We start from the raw sequence: 18,698 nt of genomic DNA, 5'->3' as shown, positions 1-18,698 counted from the left end.
CCTCAGAGACAGCCTTCCTGTTTAGCGTAACACTCCCTCTGACAGGGAGGTGCTCATGCGTTTACCACAACTTGCGGGCTGCGTGATTATCGCAATCCTGCCGCTGCTCTGGTTGCCCATTCTGCCAGGGCGGTGGGTCACCTGGGGGTTAATGGTCCTGGCTCTACTCATTGCGCAATGTCGATGCAGACCTGCGCAATACGCGGCATTGATAACGCTGTTTTTTGTCTGGGGAGTGCTCAGCGCCCGCCAGACGCTATGGCCGACAGAGAGGTTAACGGACAGAAATCTGCGGGTTGAAGTTGAGCTGACAGCAACGGACGGGCAGACAACGCATCAGGGCAAAATTATTCGTTTGGATGGGCGGCGGCTGTTTCCTGCTCCGGGGATTAGCCTCTACGGCAACTATCTGCCAGAAACGCCCTGCGCAGGCCAGGTTTGGGCCATGACGCTGCGGGCGCGTCCGGTCCACGGTCAGCTTAATGATGGTGGGTTTGATAGCCAACGCTACGCATTATCGCAGCATCGTCCGTTAACCGGGCGCTTTATCACGGCTGAAATCCGGGAGCGGAACTGCAGTTTGCGAGCGCGTTATCTGGCTTCGCTGAATCACACCCTGGCCGCGTTGCCATGGCAATCGGTGATGCTAGGGTTAGGCATGGGGGAGCGTCTGGCGATACCGCGCGAGATAAAATCCCTGATGCAGGAAACCGGCATATCGCACCTGATGGCGATTTCTGGCTTACATATCGCGCTGGGGGCTTCTCTGGGCTGGTTGCTGCTCAGGGGCGCGCAATTCTTTCTCCCGTGCCGCTGGCTTGGCTGGCGAGCGCCGCTGCTCGTTGGCCTGGCGAGCGCGATATTTTACGCCGGGCTGACCGGCATGCAGCCGCCCGCGCTGCGCACCTGCGTTGCGCTGGCTGCGGGCTGCGCGCTAAGGCTATCCGGAAAACGCTGGTCGCCATGGCAGCTATGGGTCTGCTGCATTGGCGCAATACTGTTTGCCGATCCGCTGGCGATGTTATCCGAAAGCCTCTGGCTCTCCGCGTTCGCCGTAGCGGCGCTTATTTTTTTGTATCAACTGGCGCCGATGCCGGGCGGCAAAAAGAACTGGCTACTGCGTCAAAGCCTGGCGTTATGCCACCTGCAGATCGGATTGATGTTCCTGCTCGCTCCTCTACAGATTGCTCTGTTTCACGGTATAAGCTTAACGTCGGTGGTCGCCAACTTTATCGCCGTGCCTCTGGTGACCTTTGTCGTCGTCCCGTTGATCCTGGCTGCCATGTTTTTACACCTCTGCGCGCCGTCTATCATTGAGATGGCGGTCTGGCAATCAGCGGACAGGATCCTGGCTGCCTTATTCTGGTTATTACGCCAGCTGCCGCCCGGCTGGCTGGGGCTCGACGCTCGCTGGCTTGGGATAAGCATAGTGCCGTGGCTGGCGTTGATCGTCTGGCGATTTCATGCCTGGCGGACGGCGCCCGCATTTTGCTTAACCTGCCTCGTGCTGCTGAGCAGGCCGTTCTGGCGAAGCGCCTCAGTTGACGAATGGCGAGCCACTATGCTGGACGTAGGGCAGGGGCTGGCGGTGGTCATCGAACGTCAGGGCGCAGCGTTTCTTTATGACACCGGGCTTGCCTGGCCTAATGGCGACAGCGGCCAGCAGATTATTATCCCTTGGTTACGCTGGCATCATTTGCAGTTGGAGGGGATCGTTCTCAGCCACGAGCATCTCGATCACCGCGGTGGGCTCAACTCAGTGTTAAAAGCATGGCCGCAGACAGAGGTGCGAAGTCCGTTGGGCTGGGCTGGTCATTTAGCGTGCCGGCGCGGGGAAACCTGGCAGTGGCGAGGCTTAACCTTCCGCGCGCTCTGGCCGCTGCCCGGCGCGACAAAAACGGGAAACAATCGCTCTTGCGTGGTGCGAATTGATGACGGGAAGTACAGTATTCTGCTGACCGGGGATATTGAAACGCCGGCGGAGCTGGCGATGATTAGCCACTACTGGCAGCATCTTGCGTCTACACTTATCCAGGTTCCGCACCACGGCAGTAATACCTCGTCAGGGATAGCCCTGCTGCGGAGCGTTGGCGGCAAGGCGGCGCTTGCTTCCGCTTCCCGCTATAACGCCTGGCGTATGCCATCAACGAAAGTGATTCAGCGCTACCGAAATCAGAGTTATCAATGGTTCGATACGCCGCATCAGGGGCAAATTACGGTTGTTTTTTCCCCGGACGGCTGGCAAATCTATGGCTTAAGGGATCAAGTTTTACCTCGTTGGTATCATCAGTGGTTTGGCGGGAAGGCGTAGAACGGGTAGAATATGCGGCTATTTCAACACAAGCTGGTTTATTGAATGCAGAACGATAAAGATCTTTCCACGTGGCAGACCTTCCGCCGACTCTGGCCGATTATAGCGCCGTTTAAACCCGGGCTAATCGTTGCAGCGGTAGCGTTAGTGCTTAACGCGGCTAGTGATACCTTCATGCTATCGCTTCTTAAACCGTTATTGGATGATGGTTTTGGTAAAACGGATCGCTCCGTGCTGATATGGATGCCGTTGGTGGTGATCGGGTTAATGATTCTGCGCGGCATTACCAGCTACGTTTCAAGCTACTGTATTTCCTGGGTATCCGGCAAAGTCGTGATGACGATGCGCCGTCGTTTATTCAGCCATATGATGGGGATGCCGGTTGCCTTTTTTGACAAACAGTCCACCGGAACGCTTTTATCGCGTATTACCTATGATTCTGAGCAGGTCGCGTCTTCTTCCTCCAGCGCGCTGATTACCGTTGTGCGTGAAGGCGCATCGATTATTGGTCTGTTCGTCATGATGTTCTACTACAGCTGGCAACTGTCGGTCATTCTGATCGTGCTGGCGCCGATTGTGTCTATTGCTATTCGCGTGGTATCGAAGCGTTTTCGTAATATCAGCAAAAATATGCAGAACACCATGGGCCAGGTGACGACTAGCGCAGAGCAGATGCTGAAAGGGCATAAAGAAGTGCTGATGTTTGGCGGTCAGGCCGTCGAAACCAAACGTTTTGATAAAGTCAGCAATAAAATGCGCCTGCAGGGGATGAAAATGGTCTCCGCGTCGTCAATTTCTGACCCGATTATTCAGCTGATCGCCTCTCTGGCCCTGGCTTTCGTGCTCTATGCTGCCAGCTTCCCGAGCGTGATGGAGACGCTGACGGCCGGGACTATCACCGTTGTTTTCTCCTCGATGATCGCGCTGATGCGCCCGCTGAAGTCGCTGACTAACGTCAACGCGCAGTTCCAGCGCGGGATGGCCGCTTGTCAGACGCTTTTCGCTATCCTTGACTCCGAGCAGGAGAAAGATGAAGGCACGCGGATTATCGAACGTGCGAAGGGCAACCTCGAATTTAAAAACGTCACCTTCAGATACCCGGGACGTGAAGTCGCCGCGCTGCGCAATATTGACCTGAATATTCCTGAAGGGAAAACCGTGGCGCTGGTAGGGCGCTCGGGTTCGGGTAAATCGACCATCGCCAGCCTGATTACGCGTTTCTACGATGTCGATGATGGGCAGATCTTGCTGGACGGCCACGATCTGCGTGAATACACCCTGAGCTCCCTGCGCGATCAGGTTGCGCTGGTGTCGCAAAATGTTCATCTCTTTAACGATACCGTAGCGAATAACATCGCCTATGCGCGTACCGAAGAGTACAGCCGCGAGCAGATAGAAGAAGCCGCTCGTATGGCTTATGCCATGGACTTTATCAACAAAATGGACAATGGCCTGGATACGATTATCGGTGAAAACGGCGTGATGCTTTCCGGCGGCCAGCGTCAGCGTATCGCAATCGCTCGCGCCCTACTGCGTAACAGCCCGATCCTGATCCTCGACGAAGCCACATCGGCGCTGGATACCGAATCCGAACGCGCGATTCAGGCCGCGCTGGACGAACTGCAGAAAAACCGCACCTCGCTGGTTATTGCCCATCGTCTGTCGACGATTGAGCAGGCTGATGAGATCGTGGTGGTGGAAGATGGCCAGATCGTTGAACGCGGTAGTCATACCGATCTGCTTGAGCACAAGGGCGTCTACGCTCAGCTGCATAAGATGCAGTTCGGCGCATGATTGCTCGCATCTGGTCCGGCGAGTCGCCATTATGGCGGCTGCTGCTTCCGCTCTCCTGGCTCTATGGCCTGGTGAGCGGGTTGATACGGCTTAGCTATAAACTGGGCTGGCGAAAAGCCTGGCGAGCGCCGGTGCCGGTCGTGGTGGTGGGTAACCTGACCGCAGGCGGCAATGGTAAAACGCCGGTTGTCGTCTGGCTGGTGGAACAGCTCCAGCAGCACGGTATTCGCGTTGGCGTCGTTTCTCGCGGCTACGGCGGTAAAGCGGCGAGCTATCCGCTGCTGCTTAATCCGAATACCCGCACCGGGGAAGCGGGGGATGAGCCGGTACTGATTTACCAGCGTACCGGCGCGCCGGTTGCCGTCTCGCCGGTACGCAGCGATGCGGTACAGGCCCTGCTCGCCGCTCACGATCTTCAGCTTATCGTCACTGATGATGGCCTACAGCACTATAAGCTGGCACGCGACAAAGAAATTGTGGTGATTGACGGCGTGCGCCGTTTTGGCAATGGCTGGTGGCTGCCTGCCGGCCCCATGCGAGAGCGCGCTTCGCGGTTACGCAGCGTGGATGCGGTTATCGTTAACGGCGGTCTCGCCCGTCAGGGAGAGATCCCGATGCAGCTTCGCCCCGGGCAGGCGGTAAATCTGCTGACCGGTGAACGCCGGGATGCGCCGGCATTGGGTAACGTGGTGGCGATGGCCGGAATCGGCCACCCGCCGCGCTTCTTCGCCACTCTTGAAAGCTGCGGCGTCAGGCCGGTAAAAACCGTCGCCTTAGCCGATCATCAGGCATTGGCGCCGAGCGCAGTTGCCGCTCTGGCGACGCTGCAGCAAAACCTGCTGATGACCGAAAAAGATGCGGTGAAGTGCCGCGAGTTTGCTCAGGCAAACTGGTGGTATCTCCCGGTCGACGCGATAATGACTGATGAACGCGCGCAGCGGTTGCTCACTGATTTAATTACGCTGGCGCAACGCTGACTTTGACCATCACCGCTTGCGCCGGAACCCTTAACGGAGAAGCTGCATGCCGGTATTGTCCCTCTCGCTCAAAGAAGCCCGCCATCTCCACCTTGCCGCACAAGGGCTGCTAAAAAAGCCCCGTCGCCGCGCAAAGCCCGGGGATATTCTGCAGACCATTAAGCAGATGTCCCTGCTGCAAATCGATACCATCAACGTTGTTGCGCGCAGTCCTTATCTGGTGCTGTTCAGCCGCCTCGGCCACTATCCGCAGCGCTGGCTGGACGAGGCGCTCCGCGCCGGTGAGCTGATGGAGTATTGGGCGCACGAAGCCTGCTTTTTACCGCGCAGCGACTTTTCGCTGGTGCGTCACCGCATGCTGACGCCCGATAAAATGGGCTGGAAATATCACCAGGCATGGATGACCGAGCACGCCGAGGGCATTCAGGAGTTGCTGGCCCATATTGCCGAAAATGGCCCGGTTCGCTCGGCCGACTTCGAGCATCCTCGCAAAGGCGCCAGCGGATGGTGGGAGTGGAAGCCGCATAAGCGCCATCTCGAAGGCTTATTCACCGCCGGTGAAGTGATGGTTATCGAGCGGCGTAATTTTCAGCGCGTTTACGATTTGACGAATCGGGTCATGCCTAACTGGGACGATGCGCGAGACGGGCTATCTCAGGAGCAGGCCGAAGCCATTATGTTACGCAATAGCGCTCGTAGCCTGGGGATTTTTCGTGCGCAGTGGCTGGCGGATTATTATCGTCTGCGTCAGCCCTCGCTACCGCTGCTGCTGGCGAGTTGGCAGGACGAGGAGCTGGTGGTGCCGGTTAACGTTGAGACGCTGGGCGAAATGTGGCTCCACCGTGATGCCCTGACGCTGCTGGAGTCCTCTCCCGCCGGTAGGCTCGCCGCAAGTCACAGCGCCGTGCTTTCGCCTTTCGATCCGGTTGTATGGGATCGCAAACGAGCTGAACAGCTGTTTAGCTTTACCTATCGGCTGGAGTGCTATACCCCCGCGCCGAAACGGCAGTATGGCTATTTCGTATTACCGCTGCTGCACCAGGGAAGACTGGTTGGCAGAATGGATAGCAAAATGCACCGCAAAACCGGCGTTCTGGAAATTATCGCCCTGTGGCTGGAGGAGGGGGTAAAGGTGACGTCCGGGCTGGAGAAAGGGCTTAAACGTGCAATCGATGATTTTGCCCTCTGGCAGGACGCCACGCGAGTGTCCTGCGGACGGCTACCTCCGGCGCTTTTTGCCGGCCTGCAACAGGGTTGGGAAATTGACGCCGCCTGAGCCCACGTGTGGTATGCTGCTGAAGAATCTATTCGGTCCATCTGGAGGAATCATGGATCACCGTTTACTTGAAATTATCGCCTGTCCGGTTTGTAACGGTAAGCTGTATTACAGCCAGGATAAGCAAGAACTGATCTGCAAACTTGATCGCCTGGCTTTTCCGCTGCGTGAAGGCATTCCCGTACTGCTGGAAACCGAAGCCCGCCCGCTTCCTGTAGAAGAGAGCCAGTCATGAGTTTCGTGGTTATCATCCCCGCGCGCTTTGCTTCTACCCGCCTGCCAGGGAAACCGCTCCAGGATATCAACGGCAAGCCGATGATTGTCCATGTTCTGGAACGCGCTCGCGAATCCGGGGCCGAGCGGATTATCGTTGCTACCGACCATCCAGACGTGGCACGCGCGGTGGAAGCCGCCGGTGGCGAAGTCTGCATGACGCGTGAAGATCATCAGTCCGGTACCGAACGCCTTGCCGAGGTGGTCGAAAAATGCGCCTTCAGCGATGATACCATCATCGTTAACATTCAGGGCGACGAGCCGATGATCCCGCCAGCTATCGTGCGTCAGGTAGCCGAAAATCTGGCGGCAAGTACGAGCGGTATGGCGACCTTAGCGGTGCCAATCCACGATGCGGAAGAAGCGTTTAATCCGAATGCGGTGAAGGTCGTGATGGATGCTGAGGGTTATGCGCTCTACTTCTCACGCGCCACCATTCCGTGGGATCGCGACCGTTTCGCCAAATCCCGCGAGACTATCGGTGATTCGCTGCTGCGTCATATCGGTATTTATGGCTATCGCGCCGGATTTATCCGCCGCTATGTGAGCTGGACGCCGAGCCCGCTGGAGCAAATAGAGATGCTCGAGCAGCTGCGCGTGCTGTGGTACGGCGAAAAAATCCATGTCGCGGTGGCGAAAGTGGTTCCCGGTACAGGTGTCGATACACCGGAAGATCTGGAGCGCGTTCGCGCGGAGCTGCGTTAATCCCCCCCATCCCCTCCGCGAGGAGGGGATATCCCCAGGCCGTTATTCCATACTTTTTTACGTCAATTTTGATCTCACCCGATGACAACCCCTGCGCGGGCGCTCATTATGAAACCGGTAGTTTTCATAGGGGTAATCAGAAATGGAACAGTTGCGTACCGAGCTGAGCCACCTGCTGGGTGAAAAACTAAGCCGCGTGGAGTGCGTCAGCGAGAAACCCTCGTCGGCGCTGTGGTCGCTATATGATGCACAGGGAAACCCAATGCCGCTGCTGGCGCGCAGCTTTACGACGCCGGGGATAGCGCGGCAGCTGGCGTGGAAAATATCGACCCTCGCGCGAAGCGGCACCGTGCGTATGCCGGTTGTCTACGGCGTAATGACGCATGAAGAGCATCCCGGCCCCGATGTTCTGCTGATCGAACGGCTGCGCGGCGTCTCGGTTGAAGCCCCCGCACGTACGCCAGAGCGCTGGGAGCAGCTGCAGGAGCAGATCGTTGAAGCGCTGCTGGCCTGGCACCGCCAGGACAGCGGCGGCTGCGTCGGGATGGTCGATAGTACTCAGGAAAACCTCTGGCCGTACTGGTATCGCCAGCGTGTGGAGGTGCTATGGAGCACGCTGAATCTTTATCAAGATACCGGCCTGACGATGCAGGATAAACGCATTCTGTTCCGCACCCGCGAATGCCTTATGGATTTGTTTAAAGATTTCAATGATAACTGCGTGCTGGTACACGGTAGCTTCACGCTGCGCAGCATGCTTAAAGATCCGCGCAGCGATCAGCTGCTGGCGATGGTAGGGCCGGGCATGATGCTCTGGGCACCGCGGGAATATGAGCTATTCCGTCTGGCCGATAGCGGTCAGGAAGAGGAGCTGCTGTGGCACTATCTCCGGCGGGCGCCGGTGGCGGAAGCGTTTCTCTGGCGGCGCTGGCTGTATCTGCTGTGGGACGAAGTGGATAATCTGGTGAATACCGGGCGCTTTGACCGCACCCGGTTTGATCTGGCGGCAAAATCAATCCTGCCCTGGATCGCCTGAGGATCCTTTCAGCCATTGCCAGATACGGCCTAACGCTTCGTAACCCACCCGATCGCTATGCATGAGCCAAACGGGCGAAGGGATTGCCCGTTCCCATGGGTTGAGCGGTGACTCAATCGCCAGCTGGTTAGCCGGTGCGGGCAGGGGGGTTAGCCCGGCGCGGCGAAAGAAAATCATCGCCCGTGGCAGATGCGAAGCGGAGGTAACCAGCAGGAACGGCGCATCGCCTATCGCCTCCTTCACCACGGCGGCTTCTTCTTCGGTATCTTTGGGTTTATCCAGAACGATGATTTCGCTGCGCGGTATCCCCAGGCTCTCGGCAACTCTGGCCCCGGCTTCCGCCGTGCTGACCGGATTCGTTTTTGCCGCGGCGCCGGTAAAAATGAGTTTCGAGCCCGGGTTTTCATACCACAGGCGGATTCCTTCCGTCAGCCGTGGCAGACTGTTGTTGATGAGATTTGAGCTGGGGGCCCAGCTCGGGTTCCAGGTGTAGCCGCCGCCAAGCACGACGACATACTGCACACGCTTTTCATCTCTCCACGTCGGGTATTTATCTTCAATCGGCTTTAGCAGGCTATCGGCTACGGGTTGCAGGCTCAACAGCAGTAACAGTAGCCAGCCGAGGCTGACGCAGAGCTTGCCGGTGCGCTGGAAACGGCTAAACCACAGAAGCGCAATCCCGAGTGCAATCAGCAACAGCAGCAGGGGAAGCGGCAGCAGCATACCGCCTAAAACCTTTTTCAGCGTAAAAAGCATGCCGTACGGTTCCTTTTTTAACCATCTAACCAAAGATATACCCGGATCTTACAACAGATCGCTTCATTCTCCGCGCGGGTATGACAAAATAGCGGCTTTGTGTTGGCGTGTGGAGTCACCCGTGCAGGATCGTAATTTCGATGATATTGCTGAAAAGTTTTCGCGCAATATATATGGCACCACCAAAGGCCAGCTGCGGCAGGCGATCCTCTGGCAGGATCTGCAACCGCTGCTGAAGCAACTGGGACCAGGGCCATTGCGAGTTCTTGACGCGGGCGGCGGCGAAGGGCAGACGGCGATCAAAGTGGCGGAAATGGGCCATCACGTCACGTTATGCGATCTTTCCGGTGAAATGGTGGCTCGCGCCAGGCAAGCGGCTGCCGATAAAGGTGTGATCGACAACATGCATTTTGTACAATGCGCGGCTCAGGATATTGAGCAGCATTTGGAAAGTCCGGTCGATCTGATACTGTTTCATGCGGTGCTGGAATGGGTAGCCGAACCTCAGGCGATGTTGCGTACGCTGTGGGCGATGCTACGTCCCGGCGGCGCGTTGTCGCTGATGTTCTACAATGCTAACGGTCTGTTGATGCACAATATGGTCGCCGGAAATCTCGACTATGTGCAAATCGGCATGCCGAAAAAGAAAAAACGCACGCTGTCGCCGGACTATCCGCGCGATCCGCAGCAGGTTTACGGCTGGCTGGAAGAGATTGGCTGGCAGATTACCGGTAAGACAGGCGTACGGGTGTTTCATGATTATCTGCGTGAAAAACACCAACAGCACGACAAATTTGCGGCGCTGCTGGAGCTGGAAACGCGCTACTGTCGCCAGGAGCCGTATATTAGCTTAGGCCGTTATATTCACGTCACCGCGCTTAAGCCGCAGATGCAAGGATAAACTATGAGTGAATTTTCCCAGACAGTCCCCGAACTGGTTGCCTGGGCCAGGAAAAATGATTTTTCTATTTCGCTACCGGTCGACAGACTCTCTTTTCTGCTGGCGATCGCCACGCTAAACGGCGAGCGGATGGAAGGGGAAATGACCGAGGGAGAACTGGTGGACGCGTTCCGCCACGTGAGTGATGCGTTTGAGCAGACCAGCGAAACCATCAGCCAGCGCGCCAATAATGCCATAAACGATATGGTGCGCCAGCGTCTGCTGAACCGCTTTACCAGCGAAATCACCGAGGGTAATGCTATTTATCGCCTGACGCCGCTGGGCATCGGGATCACCGACTACTATATTCGCCAGCGCGAGTTCTCCACCCTGCGCCTGTCGATGCAGCTCTCCATCGTTGCCGGCGAACTCAAGCGCGCCGCCGATTCGGCAGAAGAGGGCGGCGATGAATTCCACTGGCATCGCAACGTTTTCGCCCCGCTGAAGTACTCGGTAGCGGAAATTTTTGACAGCATCGACCTGACTCAGCGGATCATGGATGAGCAGCAGCAGATGGTGAAAGATGATATTGCTCAACTGCTGAACAAGGACTGGCGGGCGGCGATCTCCAGCTGTGAGCTGTTGTTGTCGGAAACGTCCGGTACCCTGCGCGAACTGCAGGATACCCTGGACGCGGCGGGCGATAAGCTGCAGGCAAACCTGCTGCGTATCCAGGACTCGACCATAGCGCGCGACGATCTGAATTTTATCGATCGTCTGGTGTTCGATCTGCAAAGCAAGCTGGACCGCATCGTCAGCTGGGGCCAGCAGGCGATTGACCTGTGGATCGGCTACGATCGCCACGTGCATAAATTTATCCGCACCGCCATCGATATGGATAAAAACCGCGTCTTCGCGCAGCGTCTGCGTCAGTCGGTGCAAACCTACTTCGACGCTCCATGGGCGCTCACCCATGCGAATGCCGATCGTCTGCTTGATATGCGCGATGAAGAGATGGCGCTGCATGATGAAGAGGTTACCGGGGAACTTCCGGCGGATTTGGAGTACGAAGAGTTTAATGAAATTCGCGAACAGCTGGCGGCGCTGATTGAAGGACAGCTGGTGGTCTATAAAGAGAAGGGACTACCGCTGGATCTTGGCCTGGTCGTTCGCGAATATCTGTCGCAATATCCGCGCGCACGCCACTTTGATGTCGCGCGCATTGTGGTCGACCAGGCGGTACGTTTGGGCGTAGCGCAAGCAGATTTCACCGGACTGCCGGCAAAATGGCAGCCGATTAATGATTACGGAGCCAAGGTACAGGCGCATGTCATCGACAAATATTGAACAAGTGATGCCGGTTAAACTGGCGCAAGCGTTGGCTAATCCGTTATTTCCGGCGCTGGATAGCGCCCTGCGCGCGGGCCGCCATATCGGCCTCGACGAGCTGGATAATCACGCATTTTTAATGGATTTTCAGGATTACCTGGAAGAATTTTATGCTCGCTACAACGTCGAGCTGATTCGCGCCCCGGAAGGATTTTTCTATCTGCGTCCGCGGTCGACCACGCTGATCCCGCGCTCGGTGCTCTCCGAGCTGGATATGATGGTGGGTAAAATTCTCTGCTATCTCTACCTCAGCCCGGAGCGCCTGGCGAATGAAGGCATCTTCACCCAGCAAGAGCTTTACGACGAGCTGCTGACTCTGGCGGACGAAGCCAAGCTGCTGAAGCTGGTCAATAACCGTTCGACCGGCTCCGACCTTGACCGCCAGAAGTTGCAGGAAAAAATGCGCGCTTCGCTCAACCGCCTGCGCCGCCTTGGCATGGTGTGGTTTATGGGCCACGACAGCAGCAAATTCCGCATTACCGAATCGGTGTTTCGCTTTGGTGCCGACGTGCGCGCCGGTGACGATCCGCGCGAAGCCCAACTGCGTATGATCCGCGACGGTGAAGCGATGGCGCTGGAAAATCGCCTGCAGCTCAATGATGAGAATGAAGAGAATCAGCCGGATAGCGGGGAGGAAGAGTAATGATTGAACGCGGTAAATTTCGCTCGCTAACGCTGGTTAACTGGAACGGTTTTTTTGCCCGGACTTTTGATCTTGATGAATTAGTGACCACGCTTTCCGGTGGTAACGGGGCCGGTAAATCCACGACCATGGCCGCCTTCGTCACCGCACTGATCCCAGACCTGACGCTGCTGCACTTCCGTAACACCACGGAAGCAGGTGCCACCAGCGGCTCGCGCGATAAAGGCCTGCACGGTAAGCTGCGCGCTGGCGTCTGCTACTCGGTGCTGGACGTGATCAACTCCCGCCACCAGCGCGTGGTGGTCGGCGTTCGCCTACAGCAGGTGGCCGGTCGCGATCGTAAAGTCGATATCAAGCCGTTTGCGATCCAGGGCCTGCCAACCTCCATCCAGCCAACCCAGCTGCTGACCGAAACCCTTAACGAGCGCCAGGCGCGCGTGGTGACGCTCAACGAGCTGAAAGATAAGCTTGAAGCGATGGAAGGGGTGCAGTTCAAGCAGTTTAACTCTATTACCGAATATCACTCGCTGATGTTCGACCTCGGCGTGGTGGCCCGTCGCCTGCGTTCGGCTTCGGACCGTAGCAAATACTATCGCCTGATCGAAGCCTCGCTGTACGGCGGTATTTCGAGCACCATCACCCGCTCGCTGCGCGACTACCTGTTGCCGGAAAACAGCGGCGTGCGTAAGGCCTTCCAGGATATGGAAGCGGCGCTGCGTGAAAACCGCATGACGCTGGAAGCCATCCGCGTGACGCAGTCGGACCGCGATCTCTTCAAGCATCTGATCAGCGAAGCCACCAACTACGTTGCCGCCGACTATATGCGTCACGCCAATGAACGACGCATTCATCTCGACAAGGCGCTGGAATATCGCCGGGATCTGTTCACCTCCCGCGCTCAGCTCGCGGCGGAACAGTATAAGCACGTCGATATGGCCCGCGAACTGCAGGAACATAACGGCGCGGAAGGCGATCTGGAAGCCGATTACCAGGCCGCCAGCGACCACCTGAACCTGGTACAGACCGCGCTGCGCCAGCAGGAAAAAATCGAGCGCTATGAAGCGGATCTTGATGAACTGCAGATTCGCCTCGAAGAGCAAAATGAAGTCGTCGCGGAAGCGGTTGACCTACAGGAAGAGAACGAAGCCCGCGCCGAAGCCGCCGAGCTGGAAGTGGATGAGCTGAAAAACCAGCTTGCCGACTATCAGCAGGCGCTGGATGTGCAGCAGACTCGCGCGATTCAGTACACCCAAGCGCTGCAGGCACTGGAGCGGGCAAAAGCCCTCTGCCATCTGCCGGATTTAACGCCGGAAAGCGCCGACGAGTGGCTGGAAACGTTCCAGGCGAAAGAGCAGGAAGCGACGGAAAAAATGCTGTCGCTGGAACAGAAAATGAGCGTGGCGCAAACCGCGCACAGCCAGTTTGAGCAGGCATACCAGTTGGTGGCTGAGATCAACGGCCCGCTGGCGCGTAATGAAGCCTGGAACGTGGCGCGCGAACTGCTGCGCGAGGGCGTTAATCAACGCCATCAGGCTGAACAGGCTCACGGACTCCGCAGCCGCCTGACCGAGCTCGAACAGCGCCTGCGTGAACAGCAGGAGGCCGAACGCCAGCTCAATGAGTTCTGTAAGCGGCAGGGCAAACGCTACGATATCGACGAGCTGGAAGCCCTGCACCAGGAACTGGAAGCCCGCATCGCGTCGCTTTCCGATAGCGTCTCCTCCGCCAGCGAACGGCGGATGACCCTACGCCAGGAGCTGGAACAGCTGCAGTCGCGGACGCAAACGCTGATGCGTCGCGCGCCCATCTGGCTGGCGGCGCAGAACAGCCTTAACCAGCTGTGCGAGCAGAGCGGCGAGCAGTTTGAGTCCAGCCAGGAAGTCACCGAATATCTCCAGCAGCTGCTGGAGCGTGAACGCGAAGCTATCGTAGAGCGCGATGAAGTCGGCGCCCGCAAGCGCGCTATCGATGATGAAATTGAGCGTCTTAGCCAGCCGGGCGGTGCGGAAGATCAGCGCCTGAACGCGCTGGCGGAACGTTTTGGCGGCGTACTGTTGTCGGAAATCTACGATGACGTGAGTCTCGATGATGCGCCGTATTATTCTGCGCTCTACGGTCCTTCCCGCCACGCCATTGTGGTACCGGATCTGTCGCTGATTGCCGATCAGCTGGAAGGTCTCGAAGATTGCCCTGAAGATCTCTACCTGATCGAAGGCGATCCGCAGTCGTTTGATGACAGCGTATTCAGCGTCGATGAGCTGGAAAAGGCGGTGGTTGTCAAGATTGCCGATCGCCAGTGGCGCTATTCACGTTTCCCAACGCTGCCGCTGTTTGGTCGTGCCGCCCGCGAAAGCCGCGTTGAAACGCTGCACGCCGAGCGCGAAAGTTTGTCCGAGCGCTTTGCGACGCTGTCGTTTGATGTTCAGAAAACTCAGCGCCTCCACCAGGCCTTCAGCCGCTTTATCGGTAACCATCTGGCGGTGGCCTTTGAGGACGACCCGGAAGAAGAAATCCGCAAACTGAATACGCGTCGCGGCGAACTGGAGCGGGCGCTAACCGCCCATGAGAGCGATAACCAGCAGAACCGGGCGCAGTATGAGCAGGCTAAAGAGGGCGTATCCGCACTCAATCGCCTGCTGCCGCGTCTGAATCTGCTGGCCGATGACTCGCTGGCCGATCGCGTGGATGAGATCCAGGAACGCCTTGACGAAGCTCAGGAAGCCGCTCGCTTCGTGCAGCAGCATGGGAATCAACTGGCAAAGCTGGAGCCGATCGTTTCCGTTCTTCAAAGCGACCCGGAGCAGTTTGAACAGCTGAAAGAAGATTACGCATATTCGCAGCAGACCCAGCGCGACGCGCGTCAGCAGGCGTTTGCGCTGACCGAAGTGGTGCAGCGTCGCGCCCACTTTAGCTACTCTGATTCCGCAGAGATGCTTAGCGGTAATAGCGATCTGAATGAGAAACTGCGCCATCGCCTGGAGCAGGCGGAAGCGGAACGCGCCCGTACCCGCGACGCGCTGCGTACCCACGCCGCGCAGCTTAATCAGTACCATCAGGTGCTGGCATCGCTGAAAAGCTCGTATGACACCAAAAAAGAGCTGCTCAACGACCTGCATAAAGAGCTTAAGGATATTGGCGTACGCGCCGATGCCGGAGCCGAAGAGCGCGCCCGCCTGCGCCGCGATGAGCTCCACGCTCAGCTCAGCAACAACCGCGCGCGCCGCAATCAGCTCGAAAAAGCATTGACCTTCTGCGAAGCGGAAATGGATAACCTGACCCGCAGGCTCCGCAAGCTGGAGCGCGATTACTGCGAAATGCGCGAACAGGTGGTCAGCGCCAAAGCGGGCTGGTGCGCGGTCATGCGCCTGGTAAAAGACAACGGCGTGGAGCGTCGCCTGCATCGTCGCGAGCTGGCTTACCTGTCTGCAGATGAGCTGCGCTCAATGTCGGATAAGGCGCTTGGCGCGCTTCGTCTGGCGGTCTCGGATAACGAACATCTGCGCGATGTGCTGCGTATTTCTGAAGATCCGAAACGCCCGGAGCGTAAAATCCAGTTCTTTGTCGCCGTTTATCAGCATCTGCGCGAGCGTATTCGCCAGGATATCATTCGCACCGACGATCCGGTGGAAGCGATTGAGCAGATGGAGATCGAACTTAGCCGTCTGACGGAAGAGCTGACCAACCGCGAGCAGAAGCTGGCCATCAGCTCCCGCAGCGTGGCCAATATTATCCGCAAGACTATCCAGCGCGAGCAAAACCGTATTCGCATGCTCAACCAGGGGCTGCAGAGCGTCTCCTTCGGCCAGGTTAACAGCGTGCGTCTAAACGTCAACGTGCGGGAAACCCACTCGATGCTGCTGGACGTGCTGTCTGAACAGCATGAACAGCATCAGGATCTGTTCAACAGCAATCGTCTGACCTTCTCGGAAGCGCTGGCAAAGCTGTATCAGCGCCTGAATCCACAAATTGATATGGGGCAGCGTACGCCGCAGACCATCGGTGAAGAGCTGCTGGACTACCGCAACTATCTGGAGATGGAAGTGGAAGTTAACCGTGGTTCCGACGGCTGGCTGCGCGCGGAATCCGGTGCGCTATCGACCGGTGAGGCTATCGGTACCGGGATGTCGATTCTGGTAATGGTGGTACAGAGCTGGGAAGATGAATCCATGCGCCTGCGCGGTAAGGACATTTCGCCGTGTCGTCTGCTGTTCCTTGATGAAGCGGCGCGTCTGGATGCCCGCTCTATTGCGACGCTGTTCGAGCTCTGCGATCGTCTGGAAATGCAGTTAATTATCGCGGCGCCGGAAAATATCAGTCCGGAAAAAGGCACCACCTATAAACTTGTGCGTAAAGTCGTGAATAACCACGAGCACGTACACGTGGTGGGACTGCGTGGCTTTGCGCCGCAGCTTCCCGAAACGCTGCCGGGAACGGCAAACGCTTCGTAAGAGGGGCGCTAAGTAGCCAAAGGGCGACACGATGTCGCCCTTTTTGTTATCCGTTACTGTATTTTAGGATTGTATAATCTTTTAACTTCTTTACATTTGGGAAGGCAAAAGCGTTTTCGTCTTCATATACTGAAAGTAAGCCCCAATTTAGCGGGCAGCAATGTGTTAACAGGGGGCAAGGGATGTTGCTAAAGAAACGGTATGGTCGTCAATTGTCTGCGCTCAGTTTGAGCCTGGCTTTTGCATTTGCTCCACTGTTCAATGTCCAGGCCGAAGAGCCTGAAGTTGTACCATCGGATAGCGCTGCAACCATCAGCGAGCTCTCTTCCGCGTTGAGCCAAAGCGCGAACCAATCTGCGACGGTCGCCAAAATGGTCGGCGAGCAGGCGCTTCCTGCCGAGGCGGCGGCAAAAAGCCGTGCCGATATTCAGGCGGTGCTGCCGTCCGGTTATCAACCCGTATTTATGAATCCGCTGGTATCGCTGTATGCGGCCAGGGATATGAAACCGATGTGGGATAACCGCGAGGCAGTGCAGGCGTTTCAACAGCAGCTGGCTGAAGTGGCTATCGCCGGGTTCCAGCCGCAGTTCACCACCTGGGTTGAGCTGTTGACCGACCCGGCAGTGAATGGTCTGGCGCGGGATGTTGTTCTTTCTGACGCCATGATGGGCTATCTGCATTTTATTAGCGGTATTCCGACTCAGGGCAACCGCTGGCTGTACGGCACAAAACCGTATGCGATGTCGACGCCGCCTCTGTCGGTCATTAACCAGTGGCAGGTGGCGCTGGATAACGGTTCGCTGCCGCAGTTTATTGCCGGGCTCGCCCCGCAGCATCCGCAGTATGCCGCAATGCATCAGGCGCTATTAGCGCAGGTTGCCGATTCCCGTCCATGGCCGCAGCTTACCAGCAAGACGTCGCTGCGCCCGGGCGAATGGAGCAATGATGCCGGCGCGCTGCGCGAAATTTTACAGCGCACCGGTATGCTGGATGAATCGGCAAAGATTGCTTTGCCGGGCGATGAGGCAGTGAGCCCATCTGCCGGGAAAAAGGCCAAAAGTAGCGGCCGCGGCGTTTACGATCGCCAGTTAGTCGAGGGCGTTAAGCGCTTCCAGGCCTGGCAGGGGCTGGGCGCTGACGGCGTGATTGGTCAGGCGACCCGCGACTGGCTCAACGTTTCTCCCGCGCAGCGTGCCGGCGTACTGGCATTGAATATTCAGCGTTTGCGACTGCTGCCGGGTAATCTGGCGACCGGCATCATGGTGAATATTCCCGCCTTTTCGCTGGTCTATTACCAGGACGGCAGTCAGGTGCTGGCATCACGGGTTATCGTTGGTCGTCCGGACCGCAAAACGCCGATGATGAGCAGCGCTCTGAACAATGTCGTGGTCAACCCACCGTGGAACGTGCCGCCGACGCTGGCGAGAAACGATATTCTACCTAAGGTGCGCAATAACCCTGGCTACCTTGAGCAGCACGGTTATACGATGATGCGCGGCTGGAATAGCAAAGAGACAATCGATCCTTATCAGGTCGATTGGGAAACGATAACCGCGTCGAATCTGCCGTTCCGCTTCCAGCAGGCTCCCGGGGCGCGCAATTCGCTGGGGCGCTATAAATTCAATATGCCAAGCTCGGACGCGATCTATTTGCACGATACGCCAAATCACAATCTGTTCCAGAAGGACGGGCGCGCGTTGAGCTCCGGATGCGTACGCGTCAATAAAGCCTCTGAACTGGCGAATATGCTGCTGCAAGATGCTGGCTGGAATGACGCGCGTATTTCAGATGCGCTTAAACAGGGCAACACCCGCTACGTTAATATTCGCCAGAATATCCCGGTTAATCTCTATTATTTGACTGCGTTTGTCGGCGCTGATGGACGTACACAATATCGAACAGATATTTACAATTACGATCTCACCGCGCGATCCAGCGCACAAATTCTACCTAAAGCTGAACAATTAATCAGATAAATGAAGTAGTTCAACGGATTTGGCTGTCCTACCTGTGTGTGAAAACGGGCCTTGCACGCTGCAAGGCCCGAGTTTACTGGGGTTAGGCTACCTTGACGTTGGCAATAATGCCCGGTAAGGTGCCTTTCGTGCGCCAGAAGTGCATATACATATAATCCTGCAAAGGCGCTGTGGCAGTAAGCAGCCCATTCTCTATAGCTGATATTTATTAGCCGTAGGGGGGAGCGCGCTGGC

At 57.1% G+C, this 18,698-nt stretch carries 13 protein-coding genes; 12 read left to right on the top strand and 1 reads right to left on the bottom strand.

Translation table 11 applies throughout. The features are described from left to right. The first annotated feature begins 55 nt into the window (after positions 1–55). The 7 genes from K7H21_RS18100 (at position 56) to K7H21_RS18070 (ending at position 8,372) form a co-directional block, all read left to right on the top strand. Positions 56–2,311 carry a ComEC family protein gene (locus tag K7H21_RS18100; RefSeq protein WP_223035269.1) on the top strand — a complete coding sequence of 752 codons (2,256 nt, stop codon included), beginning with the start codon at positions 56–58 and terminating at the stop codon, positions 2,309–2,311. A 45-nt stretch (positions 2,312–2,356) separates the two neighbouring features. Continuing rightward, on the top strand, positions 2,357–4,105 hold the full coding sequence (msbA, locus tag K7H21_RS18095) for a lipid A ABC transporter ATP-binding protein/permease MsbA (protein ID WP_004130949.1): 1,749 nt from the start codon (positions 2,357–2,359) through the stop codon (positions 4,103–4,105). Beyond that, on the top strand, positions 4,102–5,082 hold the full coding sequence (lpxK, locus tag K7H21_RS18090) for a tetraacyldisaccharide 4'-kinase (protein ID WP_223035268.1): 981 nt from the start codon (positions 4,102–4,104) through the stop codon (positions 5,080–5,082). The genes msbA and lpxK overlap by 4 nt, the downstream gene beginning before the upstream one ends. A 46-nt stretch (positions 5,083–5,128) precedes the next feature. Continuing rightward, positions 5,129–6,358 (top strand): winged helix-turn-helix domain-containing protein, encoded by a 1,230-nt coding sequence (locus K7H21_RS18085; RefSeq protein ID WP_223035267.1) that lies wholly within the window; start codon positions 5,129–5,131, stop codon positions 6,356–6,358. Between the two features lie 52 nt (positions 6,359–6,410). Then, positions 6,411–6,593, top strand: coding sequence for a protein YcaR (gene ycaR, locus K7H21_RS18080; RefSeq protein ID WP_004130952.1), 183 nt, complete (start codon positions 6,411–6,413; stop codon positions 6,591–6,593). Next, on the top strand, positions 6,590–7,336 hold the full coding sequence (gene kdsB, locus K7H21_RS18075) for a 3-deoxy-manno-octulosonate cytidylyltransferase (RefSeq protein ID WP_004130953.1): 747 nt from the start codon (positions 6,590–6,592) through the stop codon (positions 7,334–7,336). Before ycaR ends, kdsB begins: the two co-directional genes overlap by 4 nt. A gap of 142 nt (positions 7,337–7,478) precedes the next feature. After that, positions 7,479–8,372, top strand: a complete 894-nt coding sequence (locus tag K7H21_RS18070; RefSeq protein ID WP_004130954.1) for a YcbJ family phosphotransferase — start codon at positions 7,479–7,481, stop codon at positions 8,370–8,372. On the opposite strand, the gene elyC is transcribed toward K7H21_RS18070, so the two are convergent. After that, positions 8,349–9,128 (bottom strand): envelope biogenesis factor ElyC, encoded by a 780-nt coding sequence (gene elyC, locus K7H21_RS18065; RefSeq protein WP_049113078.1) that lies wholly within the window; start codon positions 9,126–9,128, stop codon positions 8,349–8,351. The genes K7H21_RS18070 and elyC overlap by 24 nt on opposite strands. Before the next feature lie 121 nt (positions 9,129–9,249). On the opposite strand from elyC, the gene cmoM reads away from it, so the two are divergent. The 5 genes from cmoM (at position 9,250) to ldtD (ending at position 18,464) form a co-directional block, all read left to right on the top strand. Beyond that, complete coding sequence (cmoM, locus tag K7H21_RS18060; RefSeq protein ID WP_004130957.1) at positions 9,250–10,029, top strand: tRNA uridine 5-oxyacetic acid(34) methyltransferase CmoM; 780 nt, start codon at positions 9,250–9,252, stop codon at positions 10,027–10,029. A gap of 3 nt (positions 10,030–10,032) precedes the next feature. Continuing rightward, on the top strand, positions 10,033–11,355 hold the full coding sequence (gene mukF, locus K7H21_RS18055) for a chromosome partition protein MukF (protein WP_004130959.1): 1,323 nt from the start codon (positions 10,033–10,035) through the stop codon (positions 11,353–11,355). Beyond that, positions 11,336–12,040, top strand: a complete 705-nt coding sequence (gene mukE / locus K7H21_RS18050; RefSeq protein ID WP_004100725.1) for a chromosome partition protein MukE — start codon at positions 11,336–11,338, stop codon at positions 12,038–12,040. Before mukF ends, mukE begins: the two co-directional genes overlap by 20 nt. Next, complete coding sequence (gene mukB, locus K7H21_RS18045) at positions 12,040–16,488, top strand: chromosome partition protein MukB (RefSeq protein ID WP_087830109.1); 4,449 nt, start codon at positions 12,040–12,042, stop codon at positions 16,486–16,488. The genes mukE and mukB overlap by 1 nt, the downstream gene beginning before the upstream one ends. A 182-nt stretch (positions 16,489–16,670) precedes the next feature. Further along, the gene (ldtD, locus tag K7H21_RS18040) at positions 16,671–18,464 is read left to right on the top strand and encodes a L,D-transpeptidase (protein WP_123828299.1); all 1,794 of its coding nucleotides are present in this window, start codon (positions 16,671–16,673) and stop codon (positions 18,462–18,464) included. Positions 18,465–18,698 lie beyond the last annotated feature (234 nt).

It is taken from the genome of Klebsiella sp. CTHL.F3a (genome assembly GCF_019890895.1).
GTDB lineage: Bacteria > Pseudomonadota > Gammaproteobacteria > Enterobacterales > Enterobacteriaceae > Klebsiella > Klebsiella grimontii.
This window is presented reverse-complemented; position numbering and strand designations above follow the sequence as displayed.

What these genes read in the sequence shown, in the direction of transcription:
- ycaR (WP_004130952.1), top strand. Translation starts at nt 6,411, where the DNA reads ATGGATCACCGTTTACTTGAAATTATCGCCTGTCCGGTTTGTAACGGT.
- kdsB (WP_004130953.1), top strand. Translation starts at nt 6,590, where the DNA reads ATGAGTTTCGTGGTTATCATCCCCGCGCGCTTTGCTTCTACCCGCCTG.
- elyC (WP_049113078.1), bottom strand. Translation starts at nt 9,128, where the DNA reads ATGCTTTTTACGCTGAAAAAGGTTTTAGGCGGTATGCTGCTGCCGCTT.
- ldtD (WP_123828299.1), top strand. Translation starts at nt 16,671, where the DNA reads ATGTTGCTAAAGAAACGGTATGGTCGTCAATTGTCTGCGCTCAGTTTG.
- mukE (WP_004100725.1), top strand. Translation starts at nt 11,336, where the DNA reads ATGTCATCGACAAATATTGAACAAGTGATGCCGGTTAAACTGGCGCAA.
- mukB (WP_087830109.1), top strand. Translation starts at nt 12,040, where the DNA reads ATGATTGAACGCGGTAAATTTCGCTCGCTAACGCTGGTTAACTGGAAC.
- K7H21_RS18100 (WP_223035269.1), top strand. Translation starts at nt 56, where the DNA reads ATGCGTTTACCACAACTTGCGGGCTGCGTGATTATCGCAATCCTGCCG.
- lpxK (WP_223035268.1), top strand. Translation starts at nt 4,102, where the DNA reads ATGATTGCTCGCATCTGGTCCGGCGAGTCGCCATTATGGCGGCTGCTG.
- msbA (WP_004130949.1), top strand. Translation starts at nt 2,357, where the DNA reads ATGCAGAACGATAAAGATCTTTCCACGTGGCAGACCTTCCGCCGACTC.
- mukF (WP_004130959.1), top strand. Translation starts at nt 10,033, where the DNA reads ATGAGTGAATTTTCCCAGACAGTCCCCGAACTGGTTGCCTGGGCCAGG.
- K7H21_RS18070 (WP_004130954.1), top strand. Translation starts at nt 7,479, where the DNA reads ATGGAACAGTTGCGTACCGAGCTGAGCCACCTGCTGGGTGAAAAACTA.
- K7H21_RS18085 (WP_223035267.1), top strand. Translation starts at nt 5,129, where the DNA reads ATGCCGGTATTGTCCCTCTCGCTCAAAGAAGCCCGCCATCTCCACCTT.